This is a genomic window from Bacillus sp. P4_E1, assembly GCF_056401715.1.
The window spans coordinates 73,041-92,163 of the sequence record NZ_JBFUIV010000014.1 but is presented as its reverse complement, the minus strand read 5'-3'; the positions used below and the strand labels follow the sequence as shown (position 1 = coordinate 92,163).

General features: G+C 35.7%; 24 protein-coding genes. 5 read left to right on the top strand and 19 right to left on the bottom strand.

All coding sequences use genetic code 11. From position 1 onward, the window contains the following. Window positions 1-170: 170 nt before the first annotated feature. On the top strand, window positions 171-644 hold the full coding sequence (locus AC1DS7_RS19695; RefSeq protein WP_002014751.1) for an N-acetyltransferase: 474 nt from the start codon (window positions 171-173) through the stop codon (window positions 642-644). Window positions 645-677: 33 nt separating this feature from the next. Here AC1DS7_RS19695 and AC1DS7_RS19690 read toward each other — a convergent pair whose 3' ends face one another. From AC1DS7_RS19690 to AC1DS7_RS19680, 3 genes are all read right to left on the bottom strand, one after another. Continuing rightward, window positions 678-1,184: an RsfA family transcriptional regulator gene (locus tag AC1DS7_RS19690; RefSeq protein WP_002066865.1), complete on the bottom strand. Its 507-nt coding sequence runs from the start codon at window positions 1,182-1,184 to the stop codon at window positions 678-680. Window positions 1,185-1,313: 129 nt separating this feature from the next. Next, window positions 1,314-1,487, bottom strand: coding sequence for a 50S ribosomal protein L32 (gene rpmF, locus AC1DS7_RS19685; protein WP_001984764.1), 174 nt, complete (start codon window positions 1,485-1,487; stop codon window positions 1,314-1,316). Between the two features lie 61 nt (window positions 1,488-1,548). After that, window positions 1,549-2,049: a YceD family protein gene (locus tag AC1DS7_RS19680; protein ID WP_002014753.1), complete on the bottom strand. Its 501-nt coding sequence runs from the start codon at window positions 2,047-2,049 to the stop codon at window positions 1,549-1,551. 153 nt (window positions 2,050-2,202) lie between these two features. On the opposite strand from AC1DS7_RS19680, the gene AC1DS7_RS19675 reads away from it, so the two are divergent. After that, the gene (locus AC1DS7_RS19675) at window positions 2,203-3,444 is read left to right on the top strand and encodes a nucleotidyltransferase (RefSeq protein WP_164081469.1); all 1,242 of its coding nucleotides are present in this window, start codon (window positions 2,203-2,205) and stop codon (window positions 3,442-3,444) included. 26 nt (window positions 3,445-3,470) lie between these two features. Here the strand turns inward: AC1DS7_RS19675 and AC1DS7_RS19670 are convergent, their stop codons facing one another. Continuing rightward, the gene (locus AC1DS7_RS19670) at window positions 3,471-4,496 is read right to left on the bottom strand and encodes a SepM family pheromone-processing serine protease (protein ID WP_002088283.1); all 1,026 of its coding nucleotides are present in this window, start codon (window positions 4,494-4,496) and stop codon (window positions 3,471-3,473) included. Then, on the bottom strand, window positions 4,489-5,280 hold the full coding sequence (locus AC1DS7_RS19665; RefSeq protein WP_002138096.1) for a patatin-like phospholipase family protein: 792 nt from the start codon (window positions 5,278-5,280) through the stop codon (window positions 4,489-4,491). The genes AC1DS7_RS19670 and AC1DS7_RS19665 overlap by 8 nt, the downstream gene beginning before the upstream one ends. Window positions 5,281-5,392: 112 nt before the next feature. Between AC1DS7_RS19665 and ylbJ the strand changes: the two genes are divergently transcribed. Beyond that, window positions 5,393-6,622 carry a sporulation integral membrane protein YlbJ gene (ylbJ, locus tag AC1DS7_RS19660; protein ID WP_002033736.1) on the top strand — a complete coding sequence of 410 codons (1,230 nt, stop codon included), beginning with the start codon at window positions 5,393-5,395 and terminating at the stop codon, window positions 6,620-6,622. Here ylbJ and coaD read toward each other — a convergent pair. Together coaD and rsmD are read right to left on the bottom strand one after the other, a co-directional pair. Next, window positions 6,614-7,105 carry a pantetheine-phosphate adenylyltransferase gene (coaD, locus tag AC1DS7_RS19655; RefSeq protein ID WP_002142952.1) on the bottom strand — a complete coding sequence of 164 codons (492 nt, stop codon included), beginning with the start codon at window positions 7,103-7,105 and terminating at the stop codon, window positions 6,614-6,616. The genes ylbJ and coaD overlap by 9 nt on opposite strands. Continuing rightward, window positions 7,102-7,668, bottom strand: a complete 567-nt coding sequence (gene rsmD / locus AC1DS7_RS19650; protein WP_001266992.1) for a 16S rRNA (guanine(966)-N(2))-methyltransferase RsmD — start codon at window positions 7,666-7,668, stop codon at window positions 7,102-7,104. The genes coaD and rsmD overlap by 4 nt, the downstream gene beginning before the upstream one ends. A gap of 529 nt (window positions 7,669-8,197) precedes the next feature. On the opposite strand from rsmD, the gene AC1DS7_RS19645 reads away from it, so the two are divergent. After that, the gene (locus AC1DS7_RS19645) at window positions 8,198-8,587 is read left to right on the top strand and encodes a DUF7147 family protein (protein ID WP_002014762.1); all 390 of its coding nucleotides are present in this window, start codon (window positions 8,198-8,200) and stop codon (window positions 8,585-8,587) included. Between the two features lie 55 nt (window positions 8,588-8,642). On the opposite strand, the gene AC1DS7_RS19640 is transcribed toward AC1DS7_RS19645, so the two are convergent. The 6 genes from AC1DS7_RS19640 to AC1DS7_RS19615 all read right to left on the bottom strand — a co-directional run bounded on the left by AC1DS7_RS19640 (window position 8,643) and on the right by AC1DS7_RS19615 (window position 12,158). Beyond that, on the bottom strand, window positions 8,643-8,909 hold the full coding sequence (locus AC1DS7_RS19640; RefSeq protein ID WP_002088292.1) for a YlbG family protein: 267 nt from the start codon (window positions 8,907-8,909) through the stop codon (window positions 8,643-8,645). Window positions 8,910-9,036: 127 nt separating this feature from the next. Continuing rightward, window positions 9,037-9,489 carry a YlbF/YmcA family competence regulator gene (locus AC1DS7_RS19635; protein WP_002014765.1) on the bottom strand — a complete coding sequence of 151 codons (453 nt, stop codon included), beginning with the start codon at window positions 9,487-9,489 and terminating at the stop codon, window positions 9,037-9,039. A 116-nt stretch (window positions 9,490-9,605) separates the two neighbouring features. After that, complete coding sequence (locus AC1DS7_RS19630) at window positions 9,606-10,178, bottom strand: histidine phosphatase family protein (protein ID WP_002014767.1); 573 nt, start codon at window positions 10,176-10,178, stop codon at window positions 9,606-9,608. A gap of 77 nt (window positions 10,179-10,255) precedes the next feature. After that, window positions 10,256-10,501, bottom strand: a complete 246-nt coding sequence (locus AC1DS7_RS19625) for a YlbE-like family protein (RefSeq protein WP_002014770.1) — start codon at window positions 10,499-10,501, stop codon at window positions 10,256-10,258. A gap of 11 nt (window positions 10,502-10,512) precedes the next feature. Next, window positions 10,513-10,950: a YlbD family protein gene (ylbD, locus tag AC1DS7_RS19620; RefSeq protein ID WP_002014771.1), complete on the bottom strand. Its 438-nt coding sequence runs from the start codon at window positions 10,948-10,950 to the stop codon at window positions 10,513-10,515. 173 nt (window positions 10,951-11,123) lie between these two features. Next, window positions 11,124-12,158 carry a CAP domain-containing protein gene (locus AC1DS7_RS19615; protein WP_002142956.1) on the bottom strand — a complete coding sequence of 345 codons (1,035 nt, stop codon included), beginning with the start codon at window positions 12,156-12,158 and terminating at the stop codon, window positions 11,124-11,126. Between the two features lie 208 nt (window positions 12,159-12,366). Here AC1DS7_RS19615 and AC1DS7_RS19610 point away from each other — a divergent pair, with 208 nt between their 5' ends. Then, window positions 12,367-12,732: a YugN family protein gene (locus AC1DS7_RS19610; RefSeq protein WP_002014773.1), complete on the top strand. Its 366-nt coding sequence runs from the start codon at window positions 12,367-12,369 to the stop codon at window positions 12,730-12,732. A gap of 36 nt (window positions 12,733-12,768) precedes the next feature. On the opposite strand, the gene ctaG is transcribed toward AC1DS7_RS19610, so the two are convergent. From ctaG to cyoE, 6 genes are all read right to left on the bottom strand, one after another. Then, the gene (gene ctaG, locus AC1DS7_RS19605; protein ID WP_012261616.1) at window positions 12,769-13,674 is read right to left on the bottom strand and encodes a cytochrome c oxidase assembly factor CtaG; all 906 of its coding nucleotides are present in this window, start codon (window positions 13,672-13,674) and stop codon (window positions 12,769-12,771) included. Window positions 13,675-13,755: 81 nt separating this feature from the next. After that, complete coding sequence (gene ctaF, locus AC1DS7_RS19600) at window positions 13,756-14,088, bottom strand: cytochrome c oxidase subunit IVB (protein WP_002014776.1); 333 nt, start codon at window positions 14,086-14,088, stop codon at window positions 13,756-13,758. A 3-nt stretch (window positions 14,089-14,091) separates the two neighbouring features. Further along, a complete protein-coding gene (gene ctaE, locus AC1DS7_RS19595) occupies window positions 14,092-14,715 on the bottom strand; it encodes a cytochrome c oxidase subunit III (RefSeq protein ID WP_000557861.1) in 624 nt (207 codons plus the stop codon). Then, window positions 14,715-16,550, bottom strand: a complete 1,836-nt coding sequence (gene ctaD, locus AC1DS7_RS19590) for a cytochrome c oxidase subunit I (protein ID WP_002014777.1) — start codon at window positions 16,548-16,550, stop codon at window positions 14,715-14,717. Before ctaD ends, ctaE begins: the two co-directional genes overlap by 1 nt. A gap of 60 nt (window positions 16,551-16,610) precedes the next feature. Next, a complete protein-coding gene (gene coxB, locus AC1DS7_RS19585; RefSeq protein WP_002088304.1) occupies window positions 16,611-17,660 on the bottom strand; it encodes a cytochrome c oxidase subunit II in 1,050 nt (349 codons plus the stop codon). A 93-nt stretch (window positions 17,661-17,753) separates the two neighbouring features. Next, a complete protein-coding gene (cyoE, locus tag AC1DS7_RS19580) occupies window positions 17,754-18,677 on the bottom strand; it encodes a heme o synthase (RefSeq protein ID WP_002142959.1) in 924 nt (307 codons plus the stop codon). Window positions 18,678-19,123: the final 446 nt, after the last annotated feature.

The window sequence follows — 19,123 nt, the reverse complement described above, 5'->3', positions numbered from 1 at the left end:
ATGTATATACTACCTATATACATAGTTCTATTCTTAGTTTAGCAAATCCTCAAAAAAATAATGAAAGAAATATTCTATCTTCTTCATAAAAATTTAAAAATGAGTTATAATATTATTATAAATATTTTAACTTTTCTGCATTCAACAAGATAAGAAAAGGACGTGATGTAATGGGATTCCCAAAAGTTGAACGCTTGCTCATCAATTATAAAACATTAGATGAATTTAAAAAATTTAAAGGGTGCGGAGCTCAAGAACTATCCATGTTGGAAGAATTACAAGCAAACATTATTGAAAATGATAGTGAGTCTCCATTTTACGGTATTTATTATGGTGGATCGTTAATCGCACGTATGAGTCTATATATGAAAAGGAACGGTGGAGAACCATTTGAAATTACAGGTACTTACCTAGAACTTTATAAACTTGAAGTATTGCCGACTTTTCAAAAACAAGGATTCGGACAAATGCTTGTTAATTATGCGAAACAACTACAATTCCCAATTAAAACGATAGCACGTATCCAGTCATCTGGTTTTTGGGATAAATTAAGTTTCCAGCCAGTATCAGTAACTGATGGTGATTTTTATATTTGGCATCCAGAAACAAATTCGAATGCGATTACAAACGAAGAATCTGCATAAGAAACAAAAAAAACAGCTGTTACGCAGCTGTTTTTATTTCTTTAATTTTTCTAATTCTCCATTCGAGCGAGCGCCATTTCTTTCCGCTACCATTACACTTCTTTTTTGATCGATATAATCAAGTAATGTTCTATATTCTTCCTCATATACTGATAATCGCTCCAGAAGACGTTCTTTCTCTGTTTGTAACGATTCAATTTGTTGTTGCAACACCATTAAAGAGCTTTCATCTTTATAATTTCGCAAGAATTCAATAACATCATTCAATGTAATTGATGTAGGCTCTAATACCTTTGTCTCTTTCACTTCATAATTTTCTACTTTACGAAGTTGCTTTGCTTCTTCAATACGTTCTTTGTATTGCTTTCTAACATAAGAATTCCACCTAAATCCACATGCTGCTGGTGTGCGAGACAAATGTCTCCCCACTTCTTTAAAGGCAGAAAGTTGCGTTCCACCTTCTTGAATATGCCGGAGTACTACTTCTGCCAGAAGCAAATCTTCATCATCAGTCCAAGCATCTTGTCTTGTTGTCGCCATCTCTCTAGTCCTCCCTATGCATTTTTTATTAAGCATATGCAGTTACTAGAAAAGATAGAATACAACAAATAAAGAATAAGACAAAAAAAATAAACGTAGAAGATATCTTCTACGTTTATTTTCCCGCAATTACTTGCTGATTACTTCTTTACCTTTGTAAGTACCGCATGCTTTACATACACGGTGAGCTAATTTCGCTTCACCACAGCTTGGGCACTCTACCATACCAGGTACTGATAATTTGAAATGCGTACGACGCTTTCTTTTTACTGTTTTAGAAGTTCTTCTAAAAGGTACAGCCATTCTTCCCACCTCCTTAAAAGAAATAGTTATTTTCATATGAAGGCCTAAACCAGTCTTCCGATTATTTGTCAAAAAACTTTGCAAGTCCTGCTAATCGTGGATCAACAGTCTTTTCTTTGTTTTCTTCCGAAATCACTTGCCAGTCTTGACCTTGCATCGGTGCTCCACCAGAAACATCATCACTGAAAATTTGCATTGGAATCTCCAAAAGTATATTTTCCTTGATTACGGGCAGTAAGTCAAGTACTTCTCCTTCTAAACAATGAATTTCAGCTTCTGTTTCAAATTCTTCTTCCGAAGTTTGGAACACCTCAGTTGTTTTAATGTCAAATGGTAATGTCACATCTACTAAAGAGCGAGAACATGGTAAAACCATGCTTCCAGTTATATGTAGATGAAACGTAAACTTACCGGAGCCAAAATCAACTCTTCCTGTTACATGAGCAGGATTAATTTCACGAATATCTTTCTCGACCTCTTTTAGCTCACTTACATCTACCATTTCATTTAATGTCAATCCTTTATTTCTCAATTTATTCAATTGATGGATGGACCATTTCATATCATATCACCTCAAGGCAACAAACAAAATTATAGCTAGCCATTTTATATTTGTCAATGTTTTTTCTTTACACTATAATGAAGTCATCATAGGAAATAATATATAGACTATCACGTTTTCCAAAAAGATGCTACATCGAAAGGAGAGATTACCATAAAATCCAGTGGTATTGTTGTTGAATATAACCCTTTTCATAACGGTCATGCTTATCATGTGCAACAAACAAAAAAGTTAACACAGTCTGATATTATTATCGCCGTTATGAGTGGTCCTTTTTTGCAGCGTGGTGAGCCCGCACTCATCTCCAAATGGTATCGTACCAAAATGGCCTTAACAAACGGCGTAGACCTCGTTGTAGAGCTTCCATATGCATTCGCAACACAAAAGGCCGAAACTTTCGCAAATGGCGCAATTTCGATTTTAAACGCCCTTGGTGTTTCTGAAATTTGTTTCGGTAGTGAAGATGGACAAGCTGAAAATTTCTACAATACCATCGCTATACAAAAAAATGAAGAAGAGACTTTTAATCGTCTTGTGAAGCAATTTATGAATGCAGGTAATAGTTATGCAAAAGCTACATCTGAAGCCTTTCTACACATCTTACCACCCGAAAAAAACGTAGATATGTCACAACCAAATAACATTTTAGGCTTACAGTACATTAAAGCAATTCTCTTACAAAACAGTTCGATGCAAGCACAAACTATAAAAAGATTCGCCTCTCATTATCATGATGAAACATTTCACGATCAACATATTGCAAGTGCAACAAGTATTCGCAAACAGCTATTTAATGAAAACAGTTCCTCTACAACTATTGAGCCTTTTATCCCGAAAATGACTGCTTCTCTTTTAGAAAACTACAAGCAAAACTACGGGACGTTACATAACTGGGAAAAATACTTTTCATTTTTTAAATACAAACTTATGACGATGTCTTCAGAGGACTTACAACATATATATGAAATGGAAGAAGGTTTAGAGCATCGTATTTTATCAAAAATACAAAACAGTTCATCTTTCTATTCATTCATGGAAGCATTAAAAACAAAACGTTATACATGGACTAGATTGCAAAGAGCTTGTACACATATTTTAACAAATACAACGAAGGAAGAAATACACAAAGCAAATATAGAGCAACATGCGCCGTATATCCGTCTTCTCGGAATGTCACAAAAAGGACAAACTTATCTTTCTAGAAATAAGAAAAAAATAGAACTCCCAATCCTTACTCATACAAAAACATTCGAACATCCAACTTTAGACATAGAACGAAAATCAAATGCTGTATATTTCTCCATAATGCAAGAACCTTTGCGGACACAACTGCTAAAACAAGACGCAACGCATCATCCAATTCGTTATGATGAAATAACGAAAAAATTCCTATAAGAAAAACCTCTCTTCTTCAGAGAGGTTTACTTTGTTTTACCCATTTTTTCCAAATAAGTTAATGCATCATCCAGTGTGTCCACTGGTACAATTTTCATCTTCGTTTTAATATCTTTCGCAGCTTCAAGAGCATCTTTATAATTCGATTTCTCTACACCTTTTTCATTTGGCGCAAAAAACACTTCAGCTCCCGCATCACTAGCAGCTACTACTTTTTGCTGAATACCACCAATTGGACCAATTTCTCCTTTATCATTGATTGTACCTGTTCCAGCTATTTCATGTCCGTTTGTTAAATCTTCTTCAACGAGCTGATTATAAATTTCTAGTGTAAACATTAACCCCGCTGATGGACCGCCGATTTCATGGGAATCGATTTTCACTTTCGGGTCTACTACTAACTCTCTTTCCGTAACGATAGAGACCCCTATACCGACGCGTCCATTCCCATTAGGGATCGTCTTTACATTTAAATTTTCTTTAAACTGTTTTCCGCCCCGCTTGTATTCAATATTTACTGTGTCCCCTTCTTTTTTCCCTGTCATATACTCAATAAATTGTTCCGTCTTGTCGAATATTTTTCCATCGACAGCTATAATAACATCTCCAAGCTTAAGCTTTCCCTCTGACGGCATACCCTTTGCTACACCAGCAACTAGTACACCTTTATTTTCAAAAGAAACAGAGCGATTTGCACGTTTATAAGCATTATAGATTGCTGCATTTTGCGAATCTTTCATTGCATAATTTTGGCGAAATTGATATTCTTCATCACTCTCGCCTTTTTGCAATATTTCTTCCGCCTTCGAAACGTGTGTATATTTATTAAATTGCGCGGCTATTAAGTTCACCACATTAGCAGGTCCCATTGAGACAGTGACAAGCATGAAATCACCAGACTCTTTAGTTCCACCGTCAACTTGCACGTACGGCGCTAATTTCGCGGCCATACCTGGTTTTGTCACATAATACGGCAAGCGCACATAAACAAGTAGCATCGCCAATATAACCCCTATTAAAATTGCATATATAAACCGAAAACGCTTAAACATTATGTTTCTCCTTCCACTGCTCAATTAGTAAATAAATGTTTGAAATATGTTGTTCCGCTTCCACTTCTCCGACCCTAATAATGTCTTCAATATGTGTAAAAGCACGCGAACTAAATTGTTCCACTGCTGGCCGCATCATTAAATCTGATGCTATTTGCCGATTCATCACAAGTTCATGTTGCATAATTTCAATACTTTGCATAATTACATCATAAATCGATGTAACCTCTCCATTCACCTTAATTGGAGATACATCAACAGCAATAACAATATCAGCACCTAAATCTTTTACAACCGATACGGGAATACGGTCAATTACCCCTCCATCCACTAATAAGCGGCCATCTATTTTTTCTGGAACAAACACCCCTGGTACAGATATACTAGCTCGAACCGCCTCCGCAATCGGACCACTTGTAAAAACAACTTTCTCCCCCTTCAAAATGTCAGTAGCCACAACAGCTGTCGGGATATCTAACTCTTCTAAATTTTTATTATATGTAAACATTTTAATCATATCTTTAATACGTTTTCCAGCAATAAATCCCATTTTAGGAACTGTAAAATCCAAATAATATTTCCTTTTGAAAACAGCTGCCAATCTATACAGTCTTTCAACGTCACAACTCGCTGCATAAAATGTACCAATTAACGCTCCTATACTACTACCTGCTATCATGTGAATAGGGATGCCAGCTTCCCTTAACACTTTTATTACCCCTATGTGAGCAAAACCTTTTGCACCTCCGGATCCAAGCGCTAAACCGATTTTTGGTTCCTTCATTTTTCTCACCCTTTAATTTTTTTCATTCCTTTTTCATACTTATGGTCTAAATTCACCACATATCCACGTATACTGAAATGAACGTTTTTGGGACAAAGGGGGATTTTCTTACATGTACGAAAAATGGAAAACTGCTTTTCTTACCATATCAATGTTGTTTTTAACCTTTTCTCTTGTACTTCACCCCCAAGATGCTTTGCAAGCTTCAATTCGCGGGTTAAATATATGGTGGGAAGTTGTATTCCCTTCACTACTACCGTTTTTCATCATTGCGGAACTTCTAATCAGTATTGGTATTGTAAAATTTATCGGTGTTATATTAGAACCACTAATGCGTCCACTGTTTCGTGTTCCAGGGGTAGGCGGATTTGTTTGGGCAATGGGAATGGCTTCAGGATTCCCCGCTGGCGCCAAATTAAGCGCTAGACTACGCAAGAGCAATCAACTAACACAAATTGAAGCGGAACGACTCGTATCTTTCACAAATTCTTCTAATCCACTTTTTATTTTCGGAGCGGTTTCTATTGGTTTTTTCAATAATCCGAAATTAGGACTCGTATTAGCAGCAGCACATTATATAAGTAACTTTATCGTCGGATTACTTATGCGCTTTTATGGTAATAACGATACTTACATAAAAGACAAACATACGAATCAAAAGCGTGCCTTTCAAAACCCTTTTTCCATCCTCCACCAAACACGTATGCAAGAAAAAAGACCAATCGGAAAACTACTCGGTGACGCTATCGTTTCTTCTATTCAAACATTGCTCATGATTGGTGGGTTTATTATTTTATTCTCTGTTTTAAATAAAATGATTACTGTTTTCAAAATTACAGAAGCGCTTTCTTTTATTATGCAACATATTTTATCATTCTTCCAACTTACATCCCAATTTAGTATTCCGATATTATCCGGTATTTTTGAAATGACGCTTGGAAGCCAAATGATTAGTCAAATTAATGAATCAACACTTCTTCAACAAGCGATGGTAACAAGCTTCATTTTAGCATTTAGCGGTCTTTCTATTCAGGCACAAGTAGCAAGCATATTAGCGGAGACAGATATCCGCTTTAAACCATATTTTTTAGCTCGAATTATCCAAAGTATTCTCGCTCCTATTTTCACTTTTATATTTTGGGGACCATTTTATGAAAAAGTTCATTCTTTCTCGCCTACGCAAGAAGATCTTCCCGTATTTTTATTGAATCATTCTTATACACTAACTGATATTTGGACATCATTTATACACTACGGACCAATCTTCACCTTATTTTGTTTATATTTGTATGTCATCTTATTGTTTTTACGCATTCATAAAGAAAAACCCCGTTCACTTTAACGGGGTTTTAAACTTTTCTTTTAAAGCACGCTCTACAATCGGAGGAACAAGGTCTACTACACTCCCACCATATCTCGCAACTTCTTTCACAATACTTGAACTTAAAAATGAATATTGATTATTTGTCATAATGAAGAAGGTTTCGATACTTTCGTCTAGTTTTCGATTCATTGAAGTAATTTGCATCTCATATTCAAAATCAGAAACTGCTCGTAAACCACGTAATATTGCATTTGCATTACGCATTTTTGCATATTCCACCAATAATCCACTATGTGAATCAACTTTTACATTCGGAATATCCTTTGTCGCCTCTCGAATTAACTCTAGGCGTTCTTCTACCGAAAAGAATGGTTTTTTTGATGAATTGTTTAAAACAACTACATATACTTCATCAAATACTTTTGCTCCCCTTTTAATAATATCCAAATGTCCAAGGGTAATTGGATCAAAACTCCCTGAAGAAATAGCTATACTTGTCATTCTGTCCCCTCACCTTCATACTTATAAATCGAAATTGCTGTAATCCCGTAGTTTTCTGCCCGTACTTTTACAAGTTCTCCTATAGAATCAGGTAAAACCACGTCATCCCCATGCTCTGCCATAATGATGCCATCTTTATTTAACAATCCATGTTGATCCATTACACTAACTAAAGACACAATTTTTTGAGCTTTATATGGAGGGTCTATTAGTATAAGATCGAATGAGATTTCACGCTTTATAAGCGCCTTTACCGCACGCTCTGCATCATTTCGGTACACTTCAGCTTGTTCTTGTAGTCTACAGCTTTCTAAATTTTGATGAATGACTTTTATCGCTTTACTATCTCGGTCAACAAAAATCGCTTTATCAATCCCTCTACTTATGGCCTCAATTCCAAGACCACCGCTACCACCAAATAAATCAAGAGCGATACCACCATCATAATAAGGACCTATCATATTAAAAATAGATTCTTTCACTTTATCTGTCGTTGGACGCGTTGTATTACCAGGTACCGCTTTAAGTGGGTGCCCTTTACATTTTCCTGAAACTACTCTCATCTGTTGTCACTACCTTTATTTCAATCTATAGAGCGATTACAGCAAATTCATTTCAATTCGGTAACCGCTACCGATTCATACTATTTCATACATTTTTTCATTAATCTGTTATTTAACTAATTGAAAACCTCAGTTAAAATAATCGCTCGCTATTTCTTTCATATCCATTTCACTATTTGCAAGCAACAACCCTCTATGTACATCAGTTCCACTTTACCTTTTTTATCCTATCATAAAATAAAAAAAAGAAAAATAAAAAGCCTAACATAAATTTTAATTTCATTATGTATATCTTCATTTTAGATTGGACATAAATAAATATAACAACATCATTTTCGATGTTGTTGCCAACCGCGGAGAAGACTTACGTTTCCCCATAAGTTCTTCCTCCGGTTTCTCCTCTCCCTTTGCCTTCTTACTAGTAGTACATACTAGTATTAGAAGGGCCCTGCTTTGCAGGGTTTTTTTATTTGTCTACTTTTCATTTAAAAAGTGAGGTGGTACAGTAAAAGAAAGAGGAGGAAAAAATATGATTCAACGCTTTATAGAACTCGGAGAAGGCTACTCTGACTTATATGAATTACTTGAAATTGCCAAAACAAACCAAGAACGTGTAACACATATGTTACAATTCGAAACTGTAAAAAACGAAAAAAAAGTGTGTTCACTTGTTGTAATACTAAAACCGACAACTACTGGTGATTTCCAACCATTATACATATGTCGTGAAGGCATTCCTGTACTTGAAAATAAAAAAAGTAAACGTGTCGTTTTATTTGAAGAAATGGCGGAACAAATAGGGAAAAAAGTTACTCCCTTTACTGTAAAACCATCAACAACTTTCCCTGAAAAAGAACTATTTTTTAATCATCTAATCGGTATTTTACGAATGAACAATTTCATTCCTCCAATGAAATAACACGTTATTTCAAGTAAAAAAATCCCCTGCTAAATTTAGCAGGGGATTTTTTTACTTAGCTATAATCGTATTCTTTTGCCCGATCAGGACGCGAATTTTCGAATTCCGTTTTTAAAAATGGGCGATACGACTGTTCTACTTTTTTTACAAAAGGAAGTTTATTCAATTTTTGCATCATATGCTCAATTTGTTCCATATCACAATATACAACGGCATATTTCAAACGTTTTGATATGTAATGAATGTTACCATATTTCCTTAAAATCTTGGCATGTTTCAATGAATGTAAATAAACAATCATACTTTGTCGTTGCCCGAACATAATCTTCTCCATCTTCTCCTTTTAAAAACTTATATTCTTATATTTTATGAAAACCAATCATAAATTTATGACATTAAAGAACAAACTCTGTATACGTTTTCTTCTATATTCTAAAAAACGGGGTAAATTACCCCGTTTTTTTACAACCACAACCGCCTCCGGTACCACAACCACCGCCACAGCCACCCGCATCAAAAAACGGATTTCCTGTTGGAACTTTAACGGAAGAAGATACCTCAGAACCAATTGCTACACTAACTTCATCTAATAACTTCTGTAAAGCTGTTTCTGCTCTTTTAAAAGTTGCAACCTTATCATGCATATCTACAGAACGCTTTAATTCCCTCATTTTCGTCGAAACGAAAGTATAATCAGGATGATATTTACCAAAACGTTGCACTTCTTCGTATCGCTCTTTCATCGCTGTAAATTGCTGAATTAGCGTCTGGACTTCTATATCTTCTTGTAAATCCTTATAATACTTACGGTAATCTTCTGCTATATCTGAACAGATGATCGCTTTTGCAAGCTGCTCTGCCTTATCTAAAATCAATACGCTTTCCAGCGTCGCTACAATCATGAGAGACACCTCCGAGTATTCATCATAACACATTTGGAACAGAACTACTAATTGAAGTGTCTCACCTAAAAGAAAGATATGATTCTAATTACTTTTCATACAATCTCCTTGCACTCTTATACACTAATATGCTCCGCAATATTATATTTAAGAACATCCCATTTCCCGCTATTCTCTTTCACGTAGCTAATACATGCGTTTTTTAACGGCGTTTTAAATGTAATTTCATTTGGTGCAATTGCGTGTAAAATAGCTTTTATTGCATGTGAATGCGCAACAATGATAATACGTTTATCTCCATGTGCTGCTGCAACCTGTTGTAAAGCCGTAAAACAGCGCTCTACGATTTCTTCATCCTGTTCCATTCCTTCTACATTACCTTCTGTAATTAACTCTCTAACGGCCGCAACTGGTTTCCCAGAAGCTTCCCCAAAATTACGTTCCATAAATCGCTCATCTAATAAAATAGATGGTAATCCAATAGCCCCAGCAATTTCCTTAGCTGTTTCTTGCGCTCTAATTAACGGGCTACTTATAATTATATCCCACGATTCCGCTTGCAAGGCAGCTGCACTTTGACTCGCTTGCTTCTTCCCAACTTCATTGAGTGGAATATCTTCGCGCCCTTGAATAATCTCTTGAAAGTTCCAATCAGTTTGTCCATGTCGTACTAAACAAATTTCCGTCATGCTGCAACTCCTTTTTTAAATAATCCGATTCTATTGTAACAAAAGTTTTGCATAACGGACATAGTTTTCCCTTCCAATTACGTCGTATTTTGCTGCTTCATATACTGGAACATATCAATCATAATTGAAGCAACGGCCAATTGATTTTGAAATTTTTCCACTTTATCTGGTATCGTTTTTTTGAAATGCTGCATGGCAGCTAACTCAAAAGCTTCTTTTTCTTCTGGGTTACGCGTCAATTTCCGGTACCAGTATGGCTGTTCCCGAATATAGCGAGCTAAATCCTCATCAGCTTTTATAAACTCCATAAGCTCTGCTCTCATTCTCTTTCCCCCTAATCCTTTTGAAAGAAAAAAGGATTATTTTCAGAAGTACTTTGTTCTTGCTGCGCACGGTTTCCTTGAAATTGTTGAATAACTTGTTGCACGCTACCAATCGCACTCGTTACATTTGCTAAATGATGTTGCATTTGTTCTACGTCTAGCTTTTTAAAGAAAGAAAGCATTTGCCCCATCACATCAGCAGTTTTTTCCTCTTCTGTTCGATTTTCTTTTTCTTCTTTATTTTCTTTTACCGAAGAAAAAGCAGGTGCTCCATCAGGTCTATATGCTGTCCATATTTGATCTTCTTCACCAAGTAAGTACCATTCTTCATAAAATTGCTGCCAAGTTTTTTGACCACCTCTAACCTCATGAACCATTTTAGGGTGATGGTTTACAAACTCTTTAAACTGTTGAACCGATGGATGTAACGGCCCTTTTGTTGTTGGCATAATCCTCACCTCTTCATGTATATCTACTATATTGTAAGAAAAAAAAGGCACATGGTTCGCCTATTTTTAGACGATTCATGCACCTTTTTATCTTCCTATTTGTGGACAATTAAAGCCCGATTGGTGAAGACTAATAATCAATGAAGGATGCCCCGACTGATTAAAGTTTCATTTTATTTTCGGATAAAGTTTTGAGTATAAAATTTATCATATACCCCAACACCTAATCCAGTAAATTGTTCGTTTAATAAATTCTTTCTATGCCCCTCACTATTTAACCAACCCTGTACCGCCGCAATTCCATCACTATGTTGCGCCGCTATATTCTCACCAGCAAGTTGAAAAGCCACTTGCCCACGTTGCAAGCGATCTCCTAACGTACCAAAAGTAGGTGAATCGTGCGAAAAATAATTATTATCCTTCATATCTTTACTATGGCCAAATGCAACATCTGCAGTTTGTTGATCCAATGTTAACAACGGTAATTGATGACGACTCCGAATAATATTTGTTAAATCGAGAATTTGTTGCATATTTCCATTTTCTACTTGCTTCATTTTTTCTGGCGTCAGCGGCTGTTCCGCTATTAATTCACCTGAATAAACAAGTTGATATGGTCTTTGTCGTAATAACGTTTCATCATCCATATAACGAAGACCAACAAGCTCATGTGTAAAGTGATCAAAGTATAATTGTGCCCATCCATCTTCTACAGGTACTAGCGGTTGTTCCATTACTTCCGTATCAGATAACTCAAATTGATAACTATTCTTTCCTCTTTTTAATGAAATCTCATGTGAAAGTGGATTCTTTTTATATACCTCTTCATACTTTTCATTTATATAATAGGGAGCCACCTTAACTTGCTCACCAGCAACATACGCCGTTACAACTTTACGTTCAGCAACTCCAAATTGAACATACTGAGCTAAATCTTGATTATACACCCACCATTCATATCCATAAGCAGACGGCTCTATTCGAGATGGTTCGCCCCACTTCGCTAATAAATTCTCAGAGTCCCCGCCAAGCATATTTAAAACAGTGTCTGTGGATTCTTCATTTACTTGCTTCTTCTTTTTCACAATTTTATTTTCTTGCTTAGAGTGAGATGGGGTTAATATATATTGTGACACGAGTAACTTCCCGTATAAATCAACAGCTAAAATTAAAAATGTAATCATTACGATACGCAATAATTTCTTCAAACGATATACCTCCTGAACAAAGCATAAAATCGAGATATACACAAATCCTTTTATTTCCTTTTTTTGTGTGTACCGTACTCTTTTCACTATATCATATTTTCACGAAAAAAGTCTGGATTATCCCTTTTCTCGCAATACGAATTGCACTTTCTTATTATTCGTACTATTATAAAAATAATGAACTAACATTAAAATAAGGAGGTATTCTATGCAATTTACAAATACAAACTTTACTGATGCAGTCGTTGATCTAACTCTTTTAACTGAGATTATGGAAAACAATCATTTTGTACTTGCCGGACAATGGGATTACGAACGCGTTACATATGATTATAAATTTGAAATATTAAAGGATATTTATTATTTACGTGTACAAGGATTTGCTGTTGAAGGTGACATCGGCGGCAGACACGCTCAAGTAAAACTATTGCCACCCTTATTAGGAAAACATTATTATCCTCATGGCGTTGAATATGGAGATGATGAGATTTTTCCAACGAATGTACTTCAAAAAAGCGAACAACTCCTACAAAATATTGAAAAAGAGTTAAAAGAATTTCAAATTATTGAATAACAAAAAAACTAGCGCATTAACACGATGCGCTAGTTTTTATTTCGTCTGTAAATAAGGAGGTAACTCTTGCAGCTGCTCTTTATCCTTTTCACGCTCTCTACGTGCCCATTTAAAGAACACATAACCGATAATCGTACCGTACACTATTTCCTGAACAATTTTCATAATAATACCACCTGTTTGCTGGTCTTGTACTACCGGCATCCAATGTAAAAATTCTGGTCCAGTTATATTTAAATCTGATAAAGTACCCGCCGGTACACAGAGTTCCATTGCCTTCATCCAAGCGGCCGAATCTGTATATGTTGCAAATAATGGTGCAGTCGCAAAAATTATTAACGCACAAGCTGGCGTTAATAAAATACCATTAGCAAACATGTAACCAAGCTTCTTAATATCACTTAAAGTTTGATATTCTGGCAGTGGATTTAACATCGGCCACCACATCATCATTGCTGCAAAAAACAATATAGCAAGGCAAATAGGATGCGCTATTTGACTTTGTTTTACTGCATCAAAAACAATTGGCAAATGATAAAAGGAAAACAGGCCATTAAATACAAACAACGCAATAAGCGGCTTAGCAAAAAACTTTATCACAATTTGAACGAACTTAAAAGAAGTAATATAACGATATAACCAAACAGGTATACCAAGCAGTAATAACGGAGGCACCGCAATATACATTACTGCCATCTCAAACATATGTGCACTAAATATGATATGACCAATTAAATCAATAGGTCCTCCCTTTACAACATACAAAAGAACAATCCCGGTCGTAAAATAAAAAATTTGCTTCTTACTTACCTTCGTCGCATTTTCAAATCGCGTTCTATACGGTCCAATAATTAAAAAATAACTAATAAGAATCGAGATCATAAATAATAAAAAAATTGGACTCCATAAAGCTTGAAAACCAAATACCCATAAGTTTTCCATTTCCACACCTACCTTTTCAAAATTCTTATATTTCATATAAAAAGAGGGCTTTGATATATCAGAGCCCCCTACTATCACTGTTTAAATCCACACAATTGTCATAAAGGCTAATATTGTTAATAAACCAATTAACAATCCAGAGTACAAGAAGAAACTCGCCGCTTCATGCCCTTTATGACTCATATGCATGAAATAATATAACTGAAATATAACTTGAATGACTGCTAACAATAATATAAATGGAACCGAAAAAATCGGGCTAAATGTTTTCGGATATGCCACCGCTGCAAATGCAACTAATGTTAAAAAAATCATTAGTGAAAATGTAACAACTTGGTGCTTCATTTCCTCTGCACTTTTTCTCTTCCGATAAACAAGATCCACCTTAGGATTATTCGTTTGCTTAACCGCCATTGTTTATCCCACCATTCCCATCAAATATACTACAGTGAAAATAAACACCCAAACTACGTCAATAAAGTGCCAATAAATTGATGCAACATAAAACTTTGGTGCGTTGTATAAATTTAAGCCTCTCTTCGCGTTTCTAAAGATTAATGTTAAAATCCAACATAATCCAAACAACACGTGGAGCCCGTGTGTACCAACAAGAGCATAAAATGCAGAACCAAATGCACTACTTCTCATAGTATGCTTAAATTCATGCGTATAATGATAAAACTCATATATTTCAAACCCCAAAAATCCTAAGCCAAGCAACACTGTTACAAGTAACCAAAGTTGCATTTTCTTAAAGTTAAAATTTTTCATATGATACATTGCGTATACACTCGTTAAACTACTTGTTAACAAAAGCATCGTCATAATGAAAACGAGTGGCATTTGAAACATCTCTTGAGATGTTGGTCCACCATTTGTAGAGTTCTTTAACGCTAAATATGTGCCAAATAAGGAAGCGAACAACACTGTTTCGCCTCCAAGAAATAACCAAAAACCAACAAACTTATTTTTCCCCTCAAGGGTTGCTTTTTCAGGCTCTGCTGGAAATGTTTCATTCGTTAATTTCTCATCTACATGCATTACGCCTTGCCCCCCTTATCATCTAAATCTTCCTTATGAATATGATATCCATGATCATCAATTACTGAACGAAGGAACATTGTACCAAACGTAATGATTAAACCGATAATCGCTACTAATAACCAAAATTTATCTTTGCCACCCTGCATATACATCGCACCGAATGCTGCTATGAATAAGCCTAGAGAAATGATAAATGGTGAAAATGAAGCATTTGGCATATGAATATCACCAACTGGTTCCGCTGCTGTCATCTCTTTATTACCTTCACGTTTTTCAATCCAAAACGGATCTAACCCGCGAACAAATGGCAATTGTTTAAAATTGTATTCCGGTGTAGGTGCTGGCATTGTCCATTCTAATGTACGTCCATCCCATGGATCACGGCCAGCCTTCTCTTTTGATACCGTTGTTTTTATTACATTGAATAAAAGAACAATCGTTCCAAGAGCCATAAACACAGCTCCGATAGAACTAATCATATTCCCCATTTCCAACCCTTGGCCCTCAAGATATGTGTAGTAACGACGCGGCATACCGATTAGACCTAGGAAATGCTGAATAAAGAACGTTAAATGGAAACCGATAAAGAATAACCAAAATGTTATCTTACCTAATGTTTCATTTAATACTTTATTAAACATAAGTGGCCAATAATAATGCGCACCTGCAAGTAAACCAAATACAACACCACCAACAATTACATAATGAAAGTGTGCTACTACGAAATAGTTATCATGAAACTGATAATCAGCTGGTGCAGAAGCAAGCATAACACCTGTAACTCCACCCATAACGAAGGATGGAATAAAAGCTACCGCCCACATCATTGGTGTTGTAAACCTAATACTTCCACCCCACATTGTAAAGAGCCAGTTAAATATTTTAATACCCGTTGGAACTGCAATTGCCATTGTTGCAACCGAGAAGATAGCATTTGCAACAGGCCCAAGACCAACAGTAAACATATGATGCGCCCATACCATAAATCCTAAAAACCCTATTAATACTGTCGCGAACACCATAGAGGAATAACCGAATAATCGTTTTTTCGAAAATGTGGCGAAGATTTCTGAGAATATTCCGAAAGCTGGGAGTATAAGAATGTATACTTCCGGATGACCGAAGATCCAGAATAAATGCTCCCATATAATCGTGTTCCCACCTAGTGCCGGATTAAAGAAACTTGTGCCAAATAAACGATCTAACATTAAAAGTCCTAATCCTACAGTTAATGGTGGAAATGCAAATAAAATAAGTGAAGATGTTACAAATGTTGTCCATGTAAACATCGGCATGCGCATGTACGTCATCCCTGGCGCGCGCATATTAATAATTGTAACAAGGAAGTTAATACCTCCAATTAATGTACCAATACCTGATATTTGCAAGCCGAGTACATAAAAATCAACACCATGTCCTTTAGAGGCTAAAGCTAAAGATGCATACGATGTCCACCCTGCATCAGGCGCTCCTCCTAAAAACCAACTTAAATTCAAAAATAATCCACCAAAGAAAAATAACCAAAATCCGAGCGAATTCAAAAACGGGAACGCCACATCACGTGCTCCAATTTGAAGTGGTACAGCGGCGTTCATAAATGCAAACACGAGTGGCATAGCTGCGAGGAAAATCATTGTTGTACCGTGCATCGTTAATACTTGATTATAAGCATCCCCAACAAGAAAAGCATTGTTAGGAATCGCTAACTGCAGGCGAATAAATAGTGCTTCTATTCCACCTATTACAAAAAACAATCCACCTGCAATTAAATAGAGAATGGCAATCTTTTTATGGTCTACTGTCGTTAAATAATCCCATATGACAGCACCCATCCCCTGTTTTTTTGCTACAGAACTCACGTTTTCAACCTCCCCTTCGCAAATGATCCCTCTTTATTTTTCAATCTTTAACGTTTGTAAATATGCATTTAATGCATTAATTTGATCATCCGTTAAGTTGCCATATTTACCAGTCATTTTATTACCTGGTTTCATATTTTCAGGATCTTTGAGCCATTTTTTTAAGTTCTCTTCATTATTTTCGGCAATACCAGCAACCATATCGCGATCTGCGAAGTTTGCTAAGTTCGGTGCGATACGAGCAGAAGGTGGTCTACTATCATTTGATCCAACTGCATGACAACCAATACAGCTTTTATTAAATATTTCTTGACCCTCTTGCGCCTTTGTAGAAGCTACTTCTTTTTTTCCATCAATCTTCTTCATGTCAGCAAGCCACTTTTTGTACTCGCTTTCATCCAGAGCTTTCACTTTGAACTGCATTAAAGAATGTGATGGGCCACAAAATTCTGTACAAAAACCATTATAAGTGCCCGATTTATCTGCCTTTAACCACATTTTGTTTACATTATCTGTATTTGTATCCATTTTCCCAGCTAAAGATGGAACCCAAAACGAATGTTTAATATCGGCACCCTTCAAATTCAAATACACTTTCTTACCTGTGGGGATAACTAAATCTTGAGAAGTTACTATTTTTTCTGATTTATAAGAAAATTCCCACCAATAAAGATTCGCTGTTACATCAACAACGATAGTATCTTTATCAATATTCTTTTTCTCCATCGCACTTACATCAGCAAGCTTGAATGTATATGTAACAGTCGGAACAGCCAAGATTAACAAAAGAATAATCGGAATGACTGTCCATATAATTTCTAGTTTGTGATTTCCTTCAACTTGCTCTGGAATATAATCTTCCTCACCCTTTTTTTGTCGGAAACGCACAATTACATATAAGAAAATAATAGTAACTACAAGTACTACTCCTACCATGATTGCACTCGCTAGCAAGAGCAAATCATATTGCATTTTTGCTACTTCCCCTTGCGGAATTAAAGTAGACTGAAAAGCTTTACCGCATCCCCCTAACAGTAAAGCCAGCAGTGAAACGAACGAAAGCAGTCGCCACTGTTTCTTCATACAAACAACCCCCACTTTCTTTGTGAATTAGATTGTACTTTATAGTTAAGTAAAGTAAATCTCAACGTAAAGAAATCCAATCATGTCGTTGTCTTAGAAGAATGTAACTACAATCATTGACACAAATAAGATTGTTAAGTAATTCAGGGAATAAACAAACATTTTTACGGACCACTTGATGTCATCTTGCTGACGGAAGCCATAAAGCCCTAATGCGATCCATCCGATGTTAAGCAATGTTGCAATTACCATGAATGTTATTCCAAGTCCACTCATATAAAATGGTAGTGGTAATAAACATACTGTCCAAATCATAATCTGACGTTTCGTAATATCAAATCCCTGTACAACAGGAAGCATTGGGATTCCTGCATTTCGATATTCATCAACACGCTTCATCGCTAATGCGAGGAAATGTGGGATTTGCCAAATAAACATAATTAAAAATAACATCCAAGCAATTGGATGATTTAAAGACGGATCAATTGCCGCCCATCCAATTAAAGGTGGAACTGCTCCTGATATACTACCTACAACAGTATTTAACGTATATTTTCTCTTCGTCCATAACGTATATAAAACAACATATGTGAAGGCACCAATAAATGAGATTAACACTGCCATCGGTGTAGTAAGTAATAAAAATACAAAGCCAAGAAGTAAAATTACAAGTCCAAATGCAAGTGCAAAGCCAGGTTTATATTTACCTGTTACCGTTGGACGGTTTTTTGTTCTTTCCATTAATGGATCGATATCTCGGTCAATGTAGTTATTTAAACAACATACCCCTGCCATAATTAATGCCGAACCAACGATTGTGAAAAATAACTTATCTAGATTGTCCATAACACTCAATCCATTAAAATGTAAAGCCAACCAAAATCCTGTAAATACAGTAAGTGTATTTGAGTTTACAATCCCCATTTTAACGAGCGCTGATAAATCTTGTAACCGAGTTGTTTCCGGTACAATTGAAACAGCTGACTCATCATGCAGCTCACTTGTTGCATGGTTCATCACTTTAACCCCCTCTTAAACCTATCATCTTTCTAAGCATATATTTCATGTGAAATATTTCGCTTCTATATAGCAATATTATTACAGTAGAAATATTGTTAACCCATTCTACTACTAATCTACGCCCATACTCCAATATATTAAATCACATTTCCCGAACATTTTGTGAAGAAAACATGAACTTTTTGTGTCGAACATTAAAAAACTTTATTCTAATTTATCCTTATCATAACATGATGTTATCTTCTATAATAAACTATTTTGTCATATTTAGCATGTATTCTCCCCATTTCTTTTCAAAATAGCCTGAATTCCTCCTAAAATATGTATTTTAAATCCCATTTTTTTCTTTATAATACGTACGTTGTCCTCGCCCTCCATTTCTTTGCTATTTTATTATTTTTTATATATCATAGGACTGTAGCACGTTTTATTCTATACATAAT